At 69.2% G+C, this 20577-nt stretch carries 18 protein-coding genes and 1 pseudogene; 10 read left to right on the forward strand and 9 right to left on the reverse strand.

Features of this window, described 5'->3' with window-relative positions; genetic code table 11:
* Positions 1-595, forward strand: a pseudogene (locus VB739_RS13120) (DNA repair protein RecN); the annotation flags it as partial.
* A 61-nt stretch (positions 596-656) separates the two neighbouring features.
* On the opposite strand, the gene VB739_RS13125 reads toward VB739_RS13120, so the two are convergent.
* The gene (locus VB739_RS13125) at positions 657-2255 is read right to left on the reverse strand and encodes a B12-binding domain-containing radical SAM protein (RefSeq protein ID WP_323357494.1); all 1599 of its coding nucleotides are present in this window, start codon (positions 2253-2255) and stop codon (positions 657-659) included.
* Between the two features lie 343 nt (positions 2256-2598).
* Positions 2599-4953, reverse strand: a complete 2355-nt coding sequence (locus VB739_RS13130; protein ID WP_323357495.1) for an HAD-IC family P-type ATPase — start codon at positions 4951-4953, stop codon at positions 2599-2601.
* A 98-nt stretch (positions 4954-5051) separates the two neighbouring features.
* Between VB739_RS13130 and VB739_RS13135 the strand changes: the two genes are divergently transcribed.
* Positions 5052-7013, forward strand: coding sequence for an amylo-alpha-1,6-glucosidase (locus tag VB739_RS13135; protein ID WP_323357496.1), 1962 nt, complete (start codon positions 5052-5054; stop codon positions 7011-7013).
* Here VB739_RS13135 and VB739_RS13140 read toward each other — a convergent pair.
* Positions 6979-8376: a glutamate decarboxylase gene (locus VB739_RS13140; protein ID WP_323357497.1), complete on the reverse strand. Its 1398-nt coding sequence runs from the start codon at positions 8374-8376 to the stop codon at positions 6979-6981. The genes VB739_RS13135 and VB739_RS13140 overlap by 35 nt on opposite strands.
* A 248-nt stretch (positions 8377-8624) precedes the next feature.
* On the opposite strand from VB739_RS13140, the gene VB739_RS13145 reads away from it, so the two are divergent.
* From VB739_RS13145 to VB739_RS13165, 5 genes are read left to right on the forward strand one after another with little or no spacing between them, the layout of a single operon-like run.
* The gene (locus tag VB739_RS13145) at positions 8625-8831 is read left to right on the forward strand and encodes a hypothetical protein (RefSeq protein ID WP_323357498.1); all 207 of its coding nucleotides are present in this window, start codon (positions 8625-8627) and stop codon (positions 8829-8831) included.
* Between the two features lie 14 nt (positions 8832-8845).
* Positions 8846-9400, forward strand: coding sequence for a DUF4334 domain-containing protein (locus VB739_RS13150; protein WP_323357499.1), 555 nt, complete (start codon positions 8846-8848; stop codon positions 9398-9400).
* 59 nt (positions 9401-9459) lie between these two features.
* A complete protein-coding gene (locus VB739_RS13155) occupies positions 9460-10395 on the forward strand; it encodes an oxidoreductase (RefSeq protein WP_323357500.1) in 936 nt (311 codons plus the stop codon).
* Positions 10396-10446: 51 nt separating this feature from the next.
* The gene (gene uvrA, locus VB739_RS13160) at positions 10447-13452 is read left to right on the forward strand and encodes an excinuclease ABC subunit UvrA (protein WP_323357501.1); all 3006 of its coding nucleotides are present in this window, start codon (positions 10447-10449) and stop codon (positions 13450-13452) included.
* Positions 13453-13455: 3 nt separating this feature from the next.
* On the forward strand, positions 13456-13947 hold the full coding sequence (locus tag VB739_RS13165; protein WP_323357502.1) for a hypothetical protein: 492 nt from the start codon (positions 13456-13458) through the stop codon (positions 13945-13947).
* A 4-nt stretch (positions 13948-13951) separates the two neighbouring features.
* Here VB739_RS13165 and VB739_RS13170 read toward each other — a convergent pair whose 3' ends face one another.
* Together VB739_RS13170 and purT are read right to left on the reverse strand one after the other, a co-directional pair.
* On the reverse strand, positions 13952-14881 hold the full coding sequence (locus VB739_RS13170; RefSeq protein ID WP_323357503.1) for an LCP family protein: 930 nt from the start codon (positions 14879-14881) through the stop codon (positions 13952-13954).
* A gap of 135 nt (positions 14882-15016) precedes the next feature.
* The gene (gene purT / locus VB739_RS13175) at positions 15017-16222 is read right to left on the reverse strand and encodes a formate-dependent phosphoribosylglycinamide formyltransferase (protein WP_323357504.1); all 1206 of its coding nucleotides are present in this window, start codon (positions 16220-16222) and stop codon (positions 15017-15019) included.
* 61 nt (positions 16223-16283) lie between these two features.
* On the opposite strand from purT, the gene VB739_RS13180 reads away from it, so the two are divergent.
* Positions 16284-16475 (forward strand): 5'-phosphoribosylglycinamide transformylase, encoded by a 192-nt coding sequence (locus VB739_RS13180; protein WP_323357505.1) that lies wholly within the window; start codon positions 16284-16286, stop codon positions 16473-16475.
* Between the two features lie 31 nt (positions 16476-16506).
* Here VB739_RS13180 and VB739_RS13185 read toward each other — a convergent pair whose 3' ends face one another.
* The 3 genes from VB739_RS13185 to VB739_RS13195 form a co-directional block, all read right to left on the reverse strand.
* Positions 16507-16755 carry a hypothetical protein gene (locus VB739_RS13185; RefSeq protein WP_323357506.1) on the reverse strand — a complete coding sequence of 83 codons (249 nt, stop codon included), beginning with the start codon at positions 16753-16755 and terminating at the stop codon, positions 16507-16509.
* A 61-nt stretch (positions 16756-16816) separates the two neighbouring features.
* A complete protein-coding gene (gene mraY / locus VB739_RS13190; RefSeq protein ID WP_323357507.1) occupies positions 16817-17893 on the reverse strand; it encodes a phospho-N-acetylmuramoyl-pentapeptide-transferase in 1077 nt (358 codons plus the stop codon).
* A 34-nt stretch (positions 17894-17927) separates the two neighbouring features.
* On the reverse strand, positions 17928-18179 hold the full coding sequence (locus tag VB739_RS13195; RefSeq protein ID WP_216907275.1) for a DUF3134 family protein: 252 nt from the start codon (positions 18177-18179) through the stop codon (positions 17928-17930).
* A 51-nt stretch (positions 18180-18230) separates the two neighbouring features.
* On the opposite strand from VB739_RS13195, the gene VB739_RS13200 reads away from it, so the two are divergent.
* Positions 18231-18488, forward strand: coding sequence for a hypothetical protein (locus VB739_RS13200; protein ID WP_323357508.1), 258 nt, complete (start codon positions 18231-18233; stop codon positions 18486-18488).
* A gap of 8 nt (positions 18489-18496) precedes the next feature.
* A complete protein-coding gene (locus VB739_RS13205; protein WP_323357510.1) occupies positions 18497-19744 on the forward strand; it encodes an argininosuccinate synthase in 1248 nt (415 codons plus the stop codon).
* Here the strand turns inward: VB739_RS13205 and VB739_RS13210 are convergent.
* Positions 19707-20447 carry a hypothetical protein gene (locus tag VB739_RS13210; RefSeq protein ID WP_323357509.1) on the reverse strand — a complete coding sequence of 247 codons (741 nt, stop codon included), beginning with the start codon at positions 20445-20447 and terminating at the stop codon, positions 19707-19709. The two genes, VB739_RS13205 and VB739_RS13210, sit on opposite strands and share 38 nt — an antisense overlap.
* Positions 20448-20577 lie beyond the last annotated feature (130 nt).

Consider the following 20577-nt stretch of genomic DNA (forward strand, 5'->3'; position numbering starts at 1 on the left):
CGCCCGCACCGCCGCCGCCCGCGGCCTCGAGGGCCAGCTGATGGCCGCCCTGCGGCCCATGGGCCTGGCCAACGTGCGCTTCGCCGTTGCCCTCAGCGCCGCCGAGCCCGGTGAGGAGGGGGCCGATGCGGTGCAGTTCCTGTTCTCCGCCAACCCGGGCCAGCCGCCGGCACCGCTGGCCGAGGTGGCCTCGGGCGGTGAGATGAGCCGCTTCCTGCTGGCCCTCAAAACCTGCCTGGCGGCGGCCGACCCCCATGTCACGCTGCTCTTCGATGAGATCGACGCCGGCGTCAGCGGCCGCGTCAGCGGTGCCATGGCCCAGCTGCTGCGGCGGCTGGCGGAGCAGCGCCAGGTGTTCTGCATCACCCACCAGCCCCTGGTGGCCGCCGCGGCCCAGCATCACTTCCGGGTCAGCAAGAGCGTCGAGGCGGGCCTCACCCACACGCGGGTGTCCCACCTGCGGGACACTCAGGAGCGCCAGTCGGAACTGGCGGAACTGGCCGGCGGCGATTCCGGCGAGGCCCACAGCTACGCGGCGAGCCTGCTGGGCATCGAGGGCACGAACGATCCCGACAAGGTGAACCGGGCGGCTTGAGCCCCCCACCCCTGAGCCACTCATCCATGGGCCCCCACAGGGCATCCCACCGTTCAGATCCTTACGGCGATGTGCCCGTGGCGATCTCGATACGCGGACGATCGATCAGCGCCTGGCGAGCCTGCTCCTGCCCATGGCCATAGGCGGCCAATTGATTTTCGATCTGCAGCCGCACGATGTCCCGATACTCCATGAAATGCTCGTTGTGGGCGCAGACGGCGAGGTATTGCTCCGCCACCTTGGGGTTGGCCCAGAGAATGTGGAACAGGTGGTGCCAGAAGGCCCAGCGGGTGGAGCGTTTGATGCCTTGGCGCCAGCAGACGATCAGCAACGCGCGGATCACCGCGAGTTCGGGAAGCTTGAAGGAGCTCTTCACCCTGGGGGGGCCGAGTTTCAGAAAGTAGCGATGGACCCGATCGAGATACTTATGAGGTTCGTAGAGTTGGCAGAAGGCCTCCACATACTCTTGGGCAATGGCTTCCACCGGCCGGGTTGGCACGAAGTTCATCAGGGTGGTCTGGTTGATGTTGCCGACCTTGTCGATCAGCCGCCCTTCCTTCTCGAGTCTGTGCCACAGGGCTGTATGGGGCAGAGCCTGCAACATCGCGAAGGTGGTGGTGGGGATCGCCGCGGCCTCCGAGAAGTCCACGATCCGCTGGCCGGCACCCTCCTTTTCGCCATCAAAGCCGATGATGAATCCCGCGATCACCCTCAGGCCGGAGCGGGTCACTTTGTCGATAGATTCGAGCAGGGGTGAGCGCGTGTTCTGGAACTTCATCGTGGCCGCGAGGCTGTCGGTGTCCGGAGTCTCAATGCCCATGAAGACGGCGGCAAAGTTGCACGCCAGCATCTGATCGATCAGTTCCTGATCGTCAGCCAGATCAAGGGAGGCCTCGGTATCGAAGCGGAAGGGATAACCATGGACCTTCTGCCATTGTTCAAGGACCGTGAGCATCAGCTTGACGTTGCGCTTATTGCCGATGAAGTTGTCATCCACCATGAACACCCCACCGCGCCAGCCGATGTCGAAGAGGCCGTTGAGTTCGCTGATCAGTTGGTCCGGTGTCTTGGTGCGTGGTTTGCGGCCATAGAGCACGATGATGTCGCAGAATTCGCACTGGAACGGGCAGCCGCGCGAGAACTGCACACTCATTGAGTCGTAGGCACTGAGCTCGAGCAGGTCGTAGCGGGGGATGGGTGTTTTGGACACATCCGGCTTGACGCCATCGGAGCTGAAGCGGCCCCCTGTTTCGCCCCGTTGCCAGGCCTCAACGAACAGGGGCAGGGTGATCTCCCCTTCATCGAGGATCAGGTAGTCGGCCCCAGCGGCCACCAGTTCTTCGGGTGTGGAGCTTGGGTAGGGTCCGCCGACGGCCACTGGCTTGCCATGGCGCTTGGCCAGATTGATCTGGCGAACGATGTCGTCTTTCTGGACGATCATTGCCGACATGATCACGAGATCGGCCCAAAGCCACTCCTGATCGGCGACCGGCCTGATATTGACATCCACCAGCTTGAAGTTCCAATCCTGGGGGAGAATGGCTGCGACGGTGACAAGTCCGAGTGGCGGCAGCAGAACCTTGCGGTTCACCAGCTCAAGAATCTTTTCGTAGCTCCAAAATGTTTTCGGGAATTCTGGGTAGACCAGCAGAACGTTCAAGCTTCGGCACCTTTTCCTGGCGCTGAGTATCAGCAGAATTTAACCAGATGTTAGCAAACATAGCACGAAGCGTCCCAGGCCAATTCCAATGGCTCAGGCTTAGCGGCCTACGCCACGACGTTGTGCAGCAATGACGCTTCTTCGCTCCGGTCTTGTCGCCGGAGTGCAGAGAAATGGCGACAGCAATGGTTTTATCGGCGTTGAAGGCTTCCAGCTTTCCGCTTTGCCGTTTTCAGCAGCGACGAACGAACGGTGGGAGGCAAGAAAGGCGCCAGGGGGCCTGAACCAGGCCTCAGTCCTTCCTTCTCCTGGTCGGTGACCGATCATGCCGATACTGGCGGGTTCAGGTGAGTCGGCGGTTCAGCAGGCCGGCCACCAGCAGGGCCGCCGCGGTGGTGAGCAGCAGCGTGAGGACCAGGACGGGCGTCAGGGGCGCCAGTTGCAGGACCCGCTGGAGGGCGGGGAACGCCATCAACAGCAGCCACAACCCCAGGCCGATGCCGGCTCCGGCGGCGGTGATGCGACTGTGGGGATCCCCGTTCAGCCACACCAGCCCGCCGCCGGCGAGCAACAGCAGCGAGAACACCAGGCTGCGGCGTGATTCGGTGTCCGTGTCGGGCCAGAAGGCCAGCACCAGGGCGGCCACCATGACCACGGCCCCCTGGGTGAGGGAATGGCGCCAGGTGTCGGGGCCGAACAGGGGGGCTTCCGGCGGGCGGGGCGGCTGCCGCATCAGGCCTGGCGTCGCCGGTAGCGCCTCGAACACCACCGTGCAGGCCGGATCGATCACCAGGTGCAGCAGGGCGATGTGCACCGGCAACAGGATCAGGGCCTGGCCCGGCAGCAGCAGCGGCATCAGGCCGAGGGCCGCGATCGGCAGGTGGATGGCCAGGGTGTAGCCCAGGGCCCGGTGCAGGTTGGCATCGACACGCCGGCCCAGTTCCAGGGCCTGCACCAGATCGCTGAAGGTGTCGTTGAGCAGCACCAGATCGGCGGATTCCCGGGCCACGGCCGTGCCGCGCTTGCCCATCGCCACACCGATGTCGGCGGCCTTGAGGGCCGGGGCGTCATTGACGCCATCGCCGGTCATCGCCACCACCTCACCAGCGGCCTGCAGGGCGCGCACCAGCTGCAGCTTCTGCTGGGGCATCACTCGGGCGAACACCGACACCTCGCGGATGGAGGCCGCCAGCGCCTGTGGTGCGAGGGCGTCCAGCTCGGGGCCGGAGAGCACCGGTCCCGGTGGCAGCCCGGCCTGATCGGCGATCGAGCGGGCGGTCACCGGGCTGTCTCCCGTGATCATCACCACGCGAACGCCAGCCCCCCGCGCCGTGGCGATGGCCGCGGGCACATCCGAGCGCAGCGGGTCCGCCAGGGCCACGAAACCCACCGGCTCGAACAGGTAGCCGTGCACGTCCTCGGGCAGGCCACCGCTGCTGGCGGTCGATTGGCCCCCGTGCACCGGCACGCCATCGAGCCCGCAGGCCACCGCCAGCACCCGAAGCCCCTGGCTGGCCAGTCCGTCGGCGGCGGCCAGCAGGCGGGTGGTCTGGTCGGCATCGAGATGACACAGATCGGCGATCGCCTCAGGCGCCCCCTTGGCCGCCAGTTGCAGGACCCCGTCGCTGTCCCGCCAGAGGCGGGAGAACACCAGCAGATTGCTCTGCAACGGGTACTCCCGTTCCAGGGGCCAGTCGGGATGCAGGTGTTCGGTGTCGCCGAGTTGGTCGGCGGCCAGGCGCTGAATCGCCTGTTCCATGGCATCCACCGGATCGCCACGGCTGGCCAGCACCGCCAGCTCCAGCAGCTGGTGAAGGGGCTCCTCCAGGGTCGTGCCGGCCTGCCAGTCCTCCAGATCCGGCCAGGTGAGCAGCTGCTGCACCCCCATGCGGTTCTCGGTGAGGGTGCCGGTCTTGTCGACGGCGAGCACCGTGGCGCTGCCGAGGCTCTCCACCGCCGCGGGCCAGCGGGCCAGCACGCCGATCCGGGCCAGGCGCAGGGCGCCGAGGGCCAGAAACAGGGCCAGCACCACGGGGATCTCGTTGGGCAGCACCGCCAGGGCCAGGGCCAGGGCCGCCAGCAGGGCCCGGGGCCAGTCGCCGCTCGAGGCTCCCTGGATCACGGCCAGGGCGGCGCAGAGGCCGAGGGCCGCCAGCGAGAGCCGGGTGGTCAGCTGCCGGGTCTGGCGTTGCAGCCGGGTGAGAGGCGGCTTCACCGTGGCCAGGCTCTTGCCGAGTCGGCCCAATTCGGTGGCTTCGGCCACGGCCACCACCGTGGCCCAGCCCCGCCCTCCGGACACCAGCGACCCCGCCAGCACCCGTTCGCCAGGGTCCGTGCGGGCCACCGGCAGGGATTCCCCCGTCAGCAGGGACTCATCCAGCCAAAGCCCCACCGCCTCGGTGATCGCGGCATCGGCCGCCACCCGATCCCCCTCCTCCAGGCGCAGCAGATCGCCCAGGCGCACCTGATCGGTTGAGAGTTCCAGATCCTGGCCATCGCGGCGCACATGGGCGCGGGGTGCCGACAGGCGGGCCAGTTCCGCCAGGGCGTGGTTGCTGCGTTGTTGCTGGACGGCATCGAGCAGGCTGATGCCCAGCACGAACGCCAGCAGGATCGCCGCATCGATCCATTCCCCCATCAGGCCGTAGAGGAGGGCGCAGGCCAGCAGCAGCAGATTGGTGGGCTCGAGCCAAGACATCAGCTTCCGTCGGTGCGTCCTGTCCCCAACCTGCGCCGTCAGCCACCACCTGAGCGCCAATGACACCAAGCTGTCTCCCAACGCCGCAGCAATCGGCCGTGGTGCGTTTCGGCAGCGAGATCTGCGGCGACCCCCGCCTGGCCACGGAGCGGGAGTGGCTGGTCACCAACGGCCTGGGCGGCTACGCCATGGGCACGGTGTCAGGGGCGCCGAGCCGCAGCTACCACGGCCTGCTGATCGCGGCCCTCTCGCCGCCGGTGGAGCGCACCCTTCTGGTGAGCCAGCTGCAGGAGTCGGTGGAGGGGGACCCTGGCGCCTGCGGGCCCCTGCAGATCGTGTCTTTTGCCCTCGAGGGCACGGTGCCCCGCTGGCGCTTCGCCTGGGGGGACACCGTGCTGGAGAAGCGGATCTGGATGGCCCAGGGGGCCAACACCACCGTTGTGAGCTACCGGTTGGTGCGCGGCGGCCCGCTCCAACTCCGCCTGACGGCCTGCGTGCAGCACCGCTCGCCCCACGGCGGCGAGCGGCTCGAGCTGACCCTGGCGTTGGCGCCACTGGCCAGGGGCGTGGAGGTGCGTCCGCTGGCGGCGGCGCCGTTTGTGCTGCTCAGCGACCGGGGCCAGTGGTGCCTGGAGGAGCCACCGCTCTGGGTGGAGGGCATCCCCCTGGCGGCGGAGGCCGAGCGGGGGCTGGCGAGCACGGCCGAGCACCTGCGGGCGGCCACGCTGACGCTGAGCCTGGGTCCGCTGGATCCCGCCGTCACCGTCGTGGCCAGCACCCGCCGGGACGCCGACACCGATGGCGAGCGGGCGTTGGCCGAGCGCCGCGACCACGAGCACGGGCTGCTGCGCTCCTGGGCCGCCGCCCAGCCCGCCCTGGCGCCGGCGGCACCCGCCTGGATCCGCCAGTTGGTGCTGGCGGCCGATGCCTTCGTGGTGGAGCGCCTGCCGTCGGGGGCCTCGCTGATCGCCGGTTACCCCTGGTTCAACGACTGGGGCCGCGACACGATGATCAGCCTGGCGGGCCTCACCCTGGTGACGGGCCGCTGCGGCTGGGCCGAACGCATCCTGCGCACCTACGCGGCCCGCGTCAGCCACGGGCTGATCCCGAACAGCTTCCCCGACCGGGCCGACCAACCCCTGGATCAGGGCGCGTACAACACGGTGGACGCCACGCTGTGGTTCTTCCAGGCGCTGGCGGAGCATCGGCAGGCCAGCGGCAGCGACGCCCTGGTGCGGGAGCTCTTTCCCCAGCTGGAGGCGATCCTCGAGCAGCACGTGGCCGGCACCTGGTTCGGGATCCGCATGGATCCGTCCGATGGGCTGCTGGCCGCCGGGGAGGGGGAGACCCAGCTCACCTGGATGGATGCCAAGCCCGGCGACCGGGCCATCACCCCCCGCCACGGCAAGGCGGTGGAGGTGAATGCCCTGTGGGTGAACGCCCTGCGCTCCATGGCCGGTTTCTCGCGGCTCACCGGGGCCGATCCGGGCCGCTGGCAGGCCCTGGCGGATCGGGCCGCGGCGGGCTTCCAGCGCTTCTGGAACCCCCGTATGGGCTGCTGCTTCGATGTCATCGACGGACCTGCGGGAGCTGCCGATGAGCGGCTGCGGCCCAACCAGCTGCTGGCCCTGTCGCTGCCGGAGCCCCTGCTGAGCCCGGCCCAGGCCGCCAGCGTGCTGGCGCTCTGCGGCCAGCGGCTGCTGACGCGCCACGGGCTGCGCACGTTGGATCCGGCCGATCCCGACTACCGCGGCCACTACGGCGGCGATGCCCAGCGGCGGGATGGGGCCTACCACCAGGGCACGGTGTGGGCCTGGTGGCTGGGGCCCTTCGCCCGGGCCCATGCCCGTGTCCACGGGGATGCGGCCCGGGCGCTCTCGTTCCTGGAGCCCATGGCCGATCACCTGGGCGCGGCGGGGCTGGGCAGCCTCAGCGAGATCTTCGACGGCGACGCCCCCCATGACCCGCGCGGCTGCATCGCCCAGGCCTGGTCGGTGGCGCAGGTGCTGGCGGCCTGGACGGCGATCAGTGGTGGAACCCCGAGAGCTTCGGGCCGTTGAGGGCGCCGGAGCCGGGGTGGCTCGCGAAGCCCTCAAGCGACTGGCGGATGTTCTCCAGCAGCAGGTTGGCCAGATCCCGGCTGACGCCATGGCGCACCAGGATCCGTTGCACGGTGATGTCCTGGCAGTGGGCGGGAAGGGTGTAGGCCGGCACCTGCCAGCCGCGCACCCGCAGGCGATCGGCAAGGGCATAGAGGTTGAAATTCACCTCACTTCCCTCCCGGATCTTCCAGCAGAGGGCGGGGATGCCCGATTGATCATCGCCGCCGTAAAGGATCTCGAAGGGTCCCAGCCGGCCGATCTCCTCGGCCAGGTACTGGGCCGTGGCGTAACAGGCGGCATGCACCTTGCGGTAGCCCTCCCGGCCCAGGCGCAGAAAGTTGTAGTACTGGCAGACCACCTGGCCCCCCGGCCGGGAGAAGTTGAGGGTGAGGTCGCGCATGTTGCCGCCCAGATAATTCACCCAGAACACCATCTCCTCGGGCAGATCGGTGGTCTGCCGCCACAGGACCCAGCCCACCCCCAGGGGCGCCAGGCCGAACTTGTGGCCGGAGGCATTGATCGAGCGCACCCGCGGCAGGCGGAAATCCCACACCAGATCGGGGGCGCAGAAGGGAGCCAGGAAGCCGCCGCTGGCGGCGTCCACATGAATGGGAATGTCGAGGCCGGTGCGGGCCTCCAGGTCATCGAGGGCGGCTGCCAGGGCCTGCACCGGCTCGTACTGGCCGGTGAAGGTCACCCCCAGGGTGGGCACCACGCCGATGGTGTTCTCGTCGCAGAGCTCGAGGGCCGCCTCGGGGCTCAGCAGCAGCCGGTCCGGCTGCATCGGGATTTCGCGGTGCTCGATGTCCCAGTAGCGGCAGAACTTGTGCCAGCAGATCTGCACAGGCCCGGTCACCAGATTGGGCCGATCGATCGGTAGGCCCTGCTGCCGGCGCCGAGCCTCCCAGCGGCGCTTCATCGCCAGGCCGCCGAGCATGGCGGCCTCGCTGGAGCCGGTGGTGGAGCAGCCGATGGCGCCATCGATCGCGGGGGCGTGCCAGAGGTCGGCCACCATGCGGGCGCAGCGGGCTTCGATTTCCGCGGTCTGGGGATATTCGTCCTTGTCCTCGATGTTCTTGTCGACGCACAGATCCATCAGGGCGTGCACTTCGTCCTCCACCCAGGTCTGGCAGAAGGTGGCCAGGTTCTGGCGGGAATTGCCATCCAGCATCAGCTCGTCGCGGATGGCGGCGAACACGGCACGGGGATTGTGCTCCCTGCTGGGGAAATGGCTCTTCGGCATGGTGACCGAGAGATCGGAGGAAGAGTAGATGTCGTCCTCCAGGGAGTACCTGGCTGCCGGCTTTTCGTGGAGGGTCATCGATCGCAACGGCGCTCACCTGGCCGGTTCAGGCTAGGAGCGGCGCTGGGGCCGCACCGGTGTCTTGGCCGGTTTGAAACCGCTGCAGTTGCTGGAGGCTCCTGGCCTGCACACCGTTTTGCACAGCGACGATTTCGGCGTCTGGGACAGCCTCCTCGCCGGCACCCTCGGCCATCACCGCAGCAGGCTGCTGCCAGGTTCACCCCCCTTCAGGGCCCATCTCCGCTGGGGACTGTGGCGGATTCGAGGTGCTGCTGCTGCACGGAAGTGGCCGGGTGGAGCTGCAGCGGCGCCTGTGGCAGCTCCTGCAGGAGGCCGACCACGACCACAGCAGCGTCGCCGAACTGATGCAGGCCGCCGGATTGCTGGCCTGCGGCGCCACCGCGGCGGACGATGGCCGCTGCTGGGGGGAATCCCCACGCCGCACGCGTCAGCGACGGACAATGGGCCTCTGACGCGCGAACCCGCCGTGGGTTCTCTCCCCGCCATCACCACCACGGAGCAGGCCTTCGCCCGCTTCGACGGGCTCCCCCCCGTGGAAATCCCATTCATGCTCGGTGCCTGGACGGGGGAGAGCGTCCCCACCGGCCACCCCCTGGACGGCGCCCTGGAGGCCTTCCACTGGCATGGCAAGCGCTTCGACAGCGCCGAGGCGGTTCACCCCCTCGTGTTCACCACCCTCGGTGGCGGCCTGACCTGTCTGGAGCCGAGGACTCTGGGGCCCGGGCTGCGCCTGAGCGACCGTTTCCCGGTGCCGAAATCGGCCCTGGCCGGCCGCCTGTTCCAGCTGGTGATGCCCCTGCTCAGCACCGCCCACTCCAGCGCCCGGCTGCGGATGACCGACTACCGCGGCGTGGTGAGCGCAACGATGCAGTACGACCACCTCCCGATCAACGACGTCTTCCGTCGGCTGGACGAGGACTCCGTGCTGGGGGTGATGGACTTCAAGGGCATGGAGACGCCGTTCTTCTTCCTGCTGCGCCGCGAAGGACCGGCTCCGTCACATTCCGTTACGATTCCTTGAGGCAGGCCCGCACCGGGTGATGGCCCTCTCCGCAACGCTTTGCCCTTCAGCTGATCACCATGCGCTGGACTGCCGCCGACATCCCTGACCAGTCCGGGCGGATCGCCCTGGTCACCGGTGCCAACAGTGGGCTGGGTCTGGAAACGGCCCGGGCCCTGGCCGCCAGGGGTGCCACCGTGCTGCTGGCCTGCCGTTCCCTGGCGAAAGCGGAGCAGGCCCGCGAGGAGCTGCTCACGGCCGCCGCCTCCACCGGCGCCCTCGATGTCCTGCCTCTCGATCTGGCCGACCTGGCCAGCGTGGCCGCCGCCGCCGCCACCGTCGCCGAGCGCTATGGGCGCCTCGATCTGTTGATCAACAACGCCGGCGTGATGGCCCCGCCCCGCCGCCTCACCCGCCAGGGTTTCGAGCTCCAGTTCGGCACCAACCACCTGGGCCACTTCGCCCTCAGCCTCGCCCTGCTGCCCCTGCTGCGCGACCGGCCCGGTGCCCGGGTGGTCACGGTCACCTCCGGGGCCCAGTACTTCGGTCGCATCGCCTTCGACGACCTCCAGGGCGAGCGCCGCTACGACCGCTGGGCCGCCTACGGCCAGAGCAAGCTGGCCAACGTGATGTTCGCCCTGGAGCTGCAGCGCCGCCTCGCCGAGCAGGGCAGCCCGGTTCTCTCCCTGGCCGCCCACCCCGGTATTGCCCGCACCAACCTCCAGCCCGCCTCCATCGCCGCCACCGGCTCACGCCTCGAGCCCCTTGCCTACAGGCTGATGGATCCCCTGTTCCAGAGCGCCGCCATGGGGGCCCTGCCCCAGCTGTTCGCCGCCACCGCCCCGGGGGCCAAGCCTGGTGGCCACTACGGTCCCGACCAGTGGGGCGGCATGCGGGGCTGGCCCACGGAGGTGCGCATCGCCCCGGCCGCCCTCGACGCCGACCAGTGCCGGCGCCTCTGGGATGTGAGCCAGGAGCTCTGCGCCAAAGCCGCGCCGCTGCCGGCCCTGGCCTGAGCCTGTCCCAGGGCTGACCCCCGTAGACTCATCGGCTGCCGATCACCCCTTATGCCCCGCGCCCGCGCCGGAACCACCAGCAAGAGCGCGGCCCCTGGAAACGGCACCTCCGGCGAATCCCCGGAAGCCGCTCTGCGCACCCTGAACGGCGGCAGCCTTGAGGATGTGATCCGGGTCCGGGGCGCTCGCCAGCACAACCTGCGCAACGTGGATCTCACCATCCCGCGCAACCGCATGGTGGTATTCACCGGGGTGAGCGGCAGCGGCAAGAGCTCCCTCGCCTTCGACACGATCTTCGCCGAGGGTCAGCGGCGTTACGTGGAGAGCCTCTCCGCCTACGCCCGCCAGTTCCTCGGCCAGGTGGATAAGCCGGATGTGGATGCGATCGAGGGGCTCTCGCCCGCCATCTCGATCGACCAGAAGTCCACCAGCCACAACCCCCGCTCCACGGTGGGCACGGTCACGGAGATCCAGGACTATCTGCGCCTGCTCTACGGCCGCGCCGGCGAACCCCACTGCCCCCAGTGCAGCCGCTCGATCCGGCCCCAGTCCATCGACGAGATGGTGGACCAGATCCTCACCTTGCCCGAAGGCACCCGCTACCAGCTGCTCGCCCCCGTGGTGCGGGGCAAGAAGGGCACCCACGTGAAGCTGCTGGCGGGCCTGGTGGCCGAGGGCTTCGCCCGGGTGCGGATCAACGGTGAGGTCCGCGAGCTGGCCGACAACATCGAGCTCGACAAGAACCACGCCCACCACATTGAGGTGGTGGTCGACCGGCTGGTGGCCCGTGAGGGCATCAATGAGCGCCTCACCGATTCCCTGCGCACCGCCCTGAAGCGCGGCGAGGGCCTGGCGCTGGTGGAGGTGGTGCCCAAGGCCAACGAGCCCCTGCCCGAAGGCGTGGAACGCGAGCGGCTCTACTCCGAGAACTTCGCCTGCCCCGTGCACGGCGCGGTGATGGAGGAGCTGTCCCCCCGCCTGTTCTCCTTCAACAGCCCCTACGGCGCCTGCCCCGACTGCCACGGCATCGGCCACCTGCGCAAGTTCACGGTGGAGCGGGTGGTGCCCGACCCCTCCCTGCCGGTGTACGCCGCCATCGCCCCCTGGAGCGACAAGGAGAACAGCTATTACTTCTCGCTGCTGTTCAGTGTCGGTGAGGCCTTCGGCTTCGAGCTCAAGACCCCCTGGAACCAGCTCACCGAGGAGCAGCGTCAGGTGCTGCTGCAGGGCAGCCAGGAGCCGATCGCCATCAAGGCCGACAGCCGCTACCGCAAGAGCGAGGGCTACGTGCGGCCCTTCGAGGGGATCCTGCCGATCCTGGAGCGCCAGCTGCGTGACGCCAGTGGCGAATCCGTGCGTCAGAAGCTGGAGAAGTACCTGGAGCTGGTGCCCTGCGAAAGCTGCCACGGCCTGCGGCTGCGGCCCGAAGCCCTGGCCGTGCGGGTGGGGCCCTACGCCATCCACGAGCTCACCTCCGTGAGCGTGGCCGTCACCCTGGAGCGCATCGAGGCCCTGATGGGCGTCGGGGCCAGTGAAGGGGCCGAGCCCCTGCTCAGCAGCCGCCAGATCCAGATCGGCGATCTGGTGCTGCGGGAGATCCGCATGCGCCTGCGCTTCCTGCTCGATGTGGGCCTCGATTATCTGAGCCTGGATCGGCCCGCCATGACCCTCTCCGGCGGGGAGGCCCAGCGGATCCGCCTGGCCACCCAGATCGGCGCCGGCCTGACCGGCGTGCTCTACGTGCTTGACGAGCCCAGCATCGGCCTGCACCAGCGCGACAACGACCGCCTGCTCGCCACCCTCACCAAGCTGCGCGATCTGGGCAACACCCTGATCGTGGTGGAGCACGACGAGGACACGATCCGCGCCGCCGACTACCTGGTGGACATCGGTCCCGGTGCCGGCGTCCATGGCGGCCACATCGTCGCCGAGGGCTCCCTCGACGACCTGCTCAACGCCGAGGACTCGCTCACCGGGGCCTACCTGAGCGGTCGCCGCTCCATCCCCACCCCCGCCGAACGCCGCGATGCCGGCAGCCGCCGGCTCACCCTGTCCAACTGCACCCGCAACAACCTCCAGGGCATCGACGTCGAGATCCCCCTCGGCCGGCTGGTGTGCGTCACCGGGGTGAGCGGCAGCGGCAAGAGCACCCTGGTGAACGAGCTGCTGCACCCAGCCCTCGAGAACCGCCTCGGCCTCAAGGTGCCGTTTCCCTCGGGGCTCGAGGAACTGCGCGGCATCAAGGCGATCGACAAGGTGATCGTCATCGACCAGTCGCCGATCGGCCGCACCCCCCGCTCCAACCCCGCCACCTACACCGGCGCCTTCGACCCGATCCGCCAGGTGTTCGCTGCCACGGTGGAGGCCAAGGCCCGCGGCTACCAGGTGGGCCAGTTCAGCTTCAACGTCAAGGGGGGACGCTGTGAGTCCTGCAGCGGCCAGGGGGTGAACGTGATCGAGATGAACTTCCTCCCCGACGTCTATGTCCAGTGCGACGTCTGCAAGGGGGCCCGCTACAACCGCGAGACCCTGCAGGTCACCTTCCGGGGCCACACCATCGCCGATGTGCTGGAGATGACGGTGGAGCAGGCCGCCGAGGTGTTCGCCGCCATCCCCCAGGCCGGTGACCGCCTCAGCACCCTGGTGGATGTGGGGCTCGGTTACATCAAGCTGGGTCAGCCCGCGCCCACACTCTCCGGCGGTGAGGCCCAGCGGGTGAAGTTGGCCACCGAGCTCTCCCGCCGTGCCACCGGCAAGACCCTCTACCTGATCGACGAGCCCACCACGGGCCTCAGCTTCTATGACGTCCACAAGCTGATGGACGTGATGCAGCGCCTGGTGGACAAGGGCAACTCGATCCTGGTGATCGAGCACAACCTCGATGTGATCCGCTGTGCCGACTGGCTGATCGACCTGGGTCCCGAGGGCGGCGACAAGGGCGGCCACATCGTCGCCATCGGCACCCCCGAGTCCGTGGCCGAAAATGCCGCCAGCCACACCGGCCGCTACCTGCGGCACGTGTTGGAGCAGCATCCCCCCATTCCCCTCGTGGCCTGACCCATGGCTGAACTCACCCCCACCCAGGCGGCCCTGCTGCGCATCGTCTGCACCGTGGCCTGGGCCGACGGCGAATGCTCCACCGCCGAGCGGGAGCTGCTCGCTGAGCTGGTGGCCCGCCACCTGCACGGTGACAGCCCCGGTGGCCTTGGCGAAGCCGAGCGGGAGGCCTTCCTGGCCGAACGGCTGCCCGTGGCGGGTCTGGATACTCTGGTGGCCGAGCTCAGCGGGGCCGATGCCCGCCAACTGGCCTTGAAGCTCAGCTACATGATGGTGAGAGTGGGGCGGCGCTCACCGGCCGAGCCCAGCATCAACGCCCAGGAACGGGTGGCCTACCGCCACCTGGTGGAATTGCTCGCACTGGGTGACGGCAAGATCCAGGAGATTGAGTGGGCCGCCGAAGCCGACCTGCCGAAGAAGGAGGGGCTGGCCCAGCTGTTGGCCGAACTCACAGCCGGCTGGCGCAGCCCCGACGACGGCCGGGGCCCCGCCTGACGCCTCAGGGGAAGGGGACCTCGCCGCTGCCGCTGGGGTGGACCTGGTTGCTGTCGGGCATCCAGTAGCTGAGGTCGTTGTGCCAGTAGAGCCGGCCGGGCACCCGCTGGGTGCTCAGCTTGGTCCGGCCGAGGGCGGACATCAGCTGGGTCATCTCGATCGGTGAGAGGTCGGTGACCATGTCGTTGCCGGCGATCTCCAGCAGGGCCGGCAGCTTGGCGATCGTGGCTGGTTCGGCCAGCTTGCGGAACACCTGGGCCATCACCAGCCGCTGGCGCTCCATCCGGCCCAGGTCGCCCTGTTCGTCGTGGCGGAAGCGCAGGAATCCCTCGAGGCTCTTGCCCTTGAGCAGTTGCTTGCCGGGGTAGAGGTCGATGTAGAGGCCCTGAGCGTTGTCGACGTAGTACATCCGCTTGGGCACGTCCACGTCCACCCCACCGAGGGCTTCGGCCAGCTTGCTGACCGCGTCCAGATTCACCTTCAGGTAGCGGTCGACGGGAGCCGAGAGCAACTGTCCCACCTCCTCCTTGGTGGTCTGGATGCCACCGAGGGCGAACAGGGAATTGGCCTTCACCACCCCCAGCTGGGGGGACTCGATGAAGGTGTCCCGCGGCACCTGGGTGATGTGGGTGATGTCGCCGTCGAGCCGCACGGTGAACATCACGTCGGTGTTCTCACCCACCGCGTCACGACCGAGCACAAGAATGCTGCGGTTTTCGACGGAGAGGGGATTCAGCACCGCCCCGATGCCGCGGGGGGCCGGAATCAGGCCGGCCAGGAACGGGGCGATGCGGGCCGGCAGGGGACCGGCCAGGAGCGCACCCACCGCGATACCCAGCCCGAAGGTGATCAGGGGACGGCGCCGGGAGCGGTGATGGGCCGCAGGCCGGTGCTTCGGATCAGGCCTGGTACTGGACTTCTCAGGGAGCGCCACGGCCCCCAGTTCCCGCCTCTCCCGTGCCTTCCGGGAGCGAGCGAGCCTCGAGGGGGAATGGGCTTGAGTCATTGTGCTACCCGCAGGGCCGCACCTTAAGGCTCAAAGCGCTGAAAAACCAGTGGTGGCGACGGTTTATCGGCTGGTCTGCACCTGCACGAGGGCGGCGGCCCCATCAGCGCGCCCGCGGGCGTCCGCCTCATCGGTGCCGCGGGCCAGGGCCACCCCCATCCGCCGCCAGGGCCGGACGTCGGGTTTGCCGAAAATGATCACCTGGGTGTCCGGCACCGCCAGGGCCTGCTCCAGCCCCAGGTAGGTGGGTGTGCCTGGGCCGCTGGGGGCCTCGGGTCCGGCCAGGATCACCCGGGAGGCCGCCGCTCCAAGGCTGCGGATCGCGGGGATCGGCAGCCCCAGGACCGCCCGCAGGTGCAGCTCGAATTCGCTCAGGTTCTGGCCCACCAGCGTCACCAGGCCCGTGTCGTGGGGCCGGGGCGAGAGCTCGGAGAACACCACCTCCTCGGCCCCGGGCTCGCCGCAGAGGAAGAACTCCACCCCGAACAGGCCGGCGCCGCCCAGGTCGTCGGTGACGGCCTTCGCCATCGCCTGGGCCGCCGCCAGCTGGGCCTCCCCCACCTGGGCGGGCTGCCAGCTGCACTGGTAATCGCCCCGCTCCTGGATGTGGCCGATCGGCGGGCAGAACAGGGTGGGGCCCTGCCACTGGCGCACCGTCAGCAGGGTGATCTCCAGGCTGAAACGCAGGAACTCCTCCACGATCACCCGGGCGCCGGTCCCCCGCGCTCCGGCCATGGCCCCGTCCCAGGCGGCTTCGATGTCGTCGGGGCCATGCACCACGCTCTGCCCCTTGCCGGAGGAGCTCATCACCGGCTTCACCACCACGGGCCAGCCCAGGGGGGCCGCCGCCGCCGCCAGTTCTGCAGCGCTTTCGGCATAGGCGAAACGGGCGGTGCGCAGCCCCAGATCCCGGGCGGCCAGGTTCCGGATGCGGTCACGGTTCATGGTCACCGCCGTGGCCCGGGCGGTGGGAATCACGGTGAGGCCCTCCGCCTCCAGTTCCGCCAGGGCGTCCACCGCCAGGGCTTCGATCTCCGGGATCACCACGTCGGGGCGATGGCGCCGCACCACGGCCTTGAGGGCGTCGGGGTCGGCCATGGCCACCACTTCGCTCACCTGCGCCACCGCCATGGCGGGGGCCTCGGCGTAGCGGTCGACGGCGATCACCCGGCAGCCCAGCCGCTGGGCGGCGATGGCCACCTCCTTGCCGAGTTCGCCGCTGCCCAGCAGCATCACCGTCCGCGGGAAGGGGGAAGGGCCTGGTGCCATGGAGGTGGAGCGGATCGGGCGATCCTGACGCGGCGAGAGCCCTTTCCCCTAACGTGCCGCGATGCTTCCGGTCCTCCCCCCCCTGCCCAGTGGCGTTGGCCCTCTGGCCTTCAGCACCGTCGGCGATGCGGCCAACGGGGTGCTGCCCTTCGGCTGGGATGTGGCCGGCTTCCAGAAATGGACGCTGATTTATCTGGGCGTCTCGTCCCTGGCCTTCGTGGTGGTGTGGCTGGTGGGCTATCTGCGCCGCTGAGCGTCCTGGCCCCCCACCCGCCTGACGGCGATCAGGCCCTGGGCTCATCCAGCAGGGTGAGCTGGCTTTCGGCCGATTCCTCGCTCACGAACCCGTAGGCCCCGAACACGGCGGGATCGGGGTGGGTGATGCGCTGCCCCTCCGGGTGGCGCTCCACCTTGAAGCCCTCGCCGGCCATGCGGCGCATCAGGGCCGCCGCCTCCTCGAACCGTGCCGCCATGGCTTCCAGGCTGGCGCAGTCGGCGGTGAGACCCGTTTCCTTCCAGGTGAAAAACGCCATGGGCCCGGGTGCGACGGAGCAATGGGCGGGGTCGCCGCGATTGACGACCGGGAGCGGCTGCTCAGGGCAGCAGCACCAATCCCACCAACACCAGTATCAGGCTGACGCCCCACAGACCGAGCACCACGCGCTGCTCCGGCAGACCCCCCAGTTCGAAGTGGTGATGCAGCGGGGCCATGCGGAACAGGCGCCGCCCCTGGCCATTGGCGCCTTTGGTGGCCTTGAACACCCCCACCTGCAGGATCACCGAGAGGGATTCGGCCAGGAACACCCCCCCCATCAGCAGCAGCGGCCAGAGGCTGTCGGTCAGCAGGGCCACCGAGGAGAGGGCTGCCCCCATGGCCAGGGAGCCGGTGTCGCCCATGAACACCCTGGCCGGGTGGCGGTTCTGGCTGAGGAAGCCGAGCCAGCAGCCCGCCATCGCTGTGCAGAAGGCGGCCAGCACCGGATCCCCGCCGTGGCCCCGCAGCATCAGCTGCAGCCCCATGCCCGTGAACACGATGGCGCCGCAACCGGCGGCCAGGCCATCGAGCCCATCGGTGAGGTTGGTGGCGTTGCTTTCGGCCAGGAACACGAACAGGGCCAGGGGCCAGATCAGGAACCCGAGGGTCAGCACCCGGCCGAACGGCAGTCCAAGATCGCCCGGTACGCCTCCCCCCAGCCAGCCGCCCTGGTGGGCCCAGACCAGGAAGCCCACCGCGCTGATGGCCTGGAGCAGCAGCTTGCCCCGGGGGCTCAGGCCCGTGTTGGTGCGGCGGGTGAGGCTGCGCCAGTCGTCGACGGCACCGATGGCCATGTAGGCCAGGGTGACCGCCGCCACCGCCAGCAGGCGCGGATCCTGCGGGCTGATCAGCCCCCCCACCAGCACCCCCACGGGCACCACCAGCAGGCCCCCCATCGTTGGCGTGCCCGCCTTGCTGTGGTGCGCCTGGGGGCCCTCATCGCGGATCACCTGGCCCAGCTTCAGGGCCCGCAGGCGGGGCACCCCGAGGGCCGCCACCCCAGCGCTGACCAGAGCCGCCACCACCAGGGGCAGGGTCAGCATGGAATTGGCCACCAGGGCGTCGCTGGCCAGGCAAGCGGTCAGCAGGATCAGGGCGAGCAGGGTCGCAGGCGTGCGGCCGTCGCGGGAGGCCATCGGAGGGGCTGCAGGGTGGTGACGGATCGGACCGTCAGTCCTCCCAGTCTTCCTCCGAGGGCTCGTCGGCCGGGCTGTAATCCTCTTTCTCGCCCATCAGCGCCGACAGCTCCTCCTCTTCCACCGTGCTCACATCGGTGCTGGCCGTTTCCTCATCGGCCACCAGGCGGCCGCTGGCCTCCAGCAGGCTCAGCAGATCGGGCTCATCCCGCAATGGCAGCACCGGCGCCGGCTCGTTGCGCCGGTAGCGGGTCAAGGAGGGGTTGATCGTGTCGAGAATGCTCATGCCGTCAGGCTGGGTCGTCAAGGACCGACTCAACACCCTACCGCGCCGCCCATGAACACCGCCAAGATCCTGGAAGTGGGCCGTCTCTGGTCGGCGGCCCTCATCCTCAGCACCCTGCTGGCCGCGGCCGCCATCCGCTGGCCCCAGCCCCTGCCGATCGTGCCGGGGGTGGTGGCGGCCCTGGTGCTCGGACCGCCCCTGCTGCTGGCCCTGGTGGTCCTGCTTCGCTGGCGCCTGCCGGCGGCGGACCAGGGGGGAGAATGGCCCCAGGCGACAGAATCGGTCGCCACTGAACAGGAGCTTCACTGATGGCGGAGATGGGGCAGCAGGTGGCGGGTGGTGCACCGCAGACAGGAACGCCGCGTGCCGAGCGGGTGGTGCTCGCCTATTCCGGTGGTGTCGATACCAGCGTCTGCATCCCCTACCTGATGCGCGAGTGGGGGGTCAAGGAGGTGATCACCTTCGCCGCCGACCTGGGCCAGGGCGATGAACTCGAGCCGATCCGGCTCAAGGCCCTGGCGGCCGGCGCCAGCCGCTCCCTGGTCGACGACCTGATCGATCCCTTCATCCGCGAGTTCGCCTTCCCCGCCATCCGGGCCAATGCTCTCTATGAGGGCCGCTATCCCCTGTCCACGGCCCTGGCCCGCCCCCTGATCGCTCGCCGCCTTGTGGAGGTGGCCCGGGAGGTGGGTGCCGATGCGGTGGCCCACGGCTGCACCGGCAAAGGCAACGATCAGGTGCGCTTCGATGTCGCCATCGGTGCCCTGGCCCCCGACCTCAAGGTGCTGGCTCCGGCGCGGGAATGGGGCATGAGCCGGGAAGAGACGATCGCCTACGGCGAGCGCTGTGACATCCCGGCGCCGGTGAGCAAGACATCCCCCTATTCGATCGACCTCAACCTGCTGGGCCGCAGCATCGAGGCCGGTCCCCTGGAGGACCCGATGGTGGAGCCGCCGGAGGAGGTCTTTGCCATGACCCGCTCCGTGGCGGACGCCCCGACCGAGGGGCAGGTGGTGGAGATCGCCTTCGAGCAGGGCAATCCGGTGGCGATCGATGGCGAGCGCCTCGACGCGGTGGCCCTGATCCGGCGGGCCAACGCCCTGGCAGGGGCCCATGGCTTCGGCCGCCTCGACATGATCGAGAACCGGGTGGTGGGCATCAAGAGCCGGGAGATCTACGAAACCCCCGGCCTGCTGCTGCTGATCCGCGCCCACCAGGAGCTCGAGAGCCTCACCCTGGCCGCCGACGTGCTCCGCTACAAGCGCCAGATCGAGATGAGCTGGGCGGATCTGGTGTACCAGGGCCTCTGGTTCGGCCCCCTCAAGGACGCCCTCGACGGCTTCCTCGACCGCACCCAGGCCACGGTGAACGGCCTTGTGCGGATCCGGTTGCAGAAGGGCAGTGCCACCGTGGTGGGGCGCTCCAGCGCCAGCGACAGCCTCTATGTGCCCGACATGGCCACTTACGGCGCCGAGGATCTCTTCGATCACCGCGCCGCCGAGGGCTTCATCTACGTCTGGGGGATGCCTACGCGGTTATGGGCCGCCCGTCGTCGTGGCGACTGATCTTCTGGATTGTCCCCTCGCCCGGGCGCCCGTTGGTGTCCGGGCCGCCCAGCCGCAGGGCCCGCTTCAGGGCCTGGCCCCAGCCTTCTTTCCTGGCCACCGTGGACAGCAGCAGGGGCTGGGGGCGGCCTGAGCCAGGCGGCGGTGGACCGTCTGCGGCAGCCGGATTGAGGCTGTACAGCCGCTCCCGCAGGGCCTGGTTGTCGTCGAGCAGATGCTTCTGGTGCTCCATCACCGTGGCCAGGCGCTGCTGGAACTTTCGCTCGAAGATCTCGGGAAGGTCTTCGAGCATTTCATGCAGCGCCTTGAGCTCATCCCGTGCGGCTGCCAGCTCCATCTCGAGCTGCTGGGCGTCCTGGCCGGTGGTGGTGATGGCCAGGCTTGAGGCCGCTGCTGCCGCCTGGGGGGCCTTGGCCGCAGCCGGTGGCGCGACTGGGTCCAGCAGGATCGGCTCAGCGTCGATCGCCTCGCGGGGGAGGGCCGCCGCCGTGTCGGCGCCGGCGGCAGGCACCTCGCCGAAGCTGAAGCTGGCCGGCGGCGGTGGCGCCAAAGGGGCCACCGGCTGGCCGGGGGTCAGCACGCTCGGTGCAGGTGGCGCCTGATTGGCGGGCCAACCGGAGGGCGTGTAGGCCGGCTGGGCCGGCACCACACGGGATGGGAGGGTCCCCTCCGGAGTGGCGTCCTCCTTGTCCGCAGTTGTCATCGCCTAGGAGCGTGTCGCATGTTGCGGCCAGGGCAAGACGCCGTGGCTGGGTCCCTTTGATTCAGGTATGGCCAATCACAGCCTGCCGAACCTGGCTCAGGCCGTGGCCATCGATGCCCGGAACAGCTTG

The sequence above is a fragment of the Cyanobium gracile UHCC 0281 genome (assembly GCF_034931305.1).
In the GTDB taxonomy this organism is placed as follows: domain Bacteria; phylum Cyanobacteriota; class Cyanobacteriia; order PCC-6307; family Cyanobiaceae; genus Cyanobium; species Cyanobium gracile_A.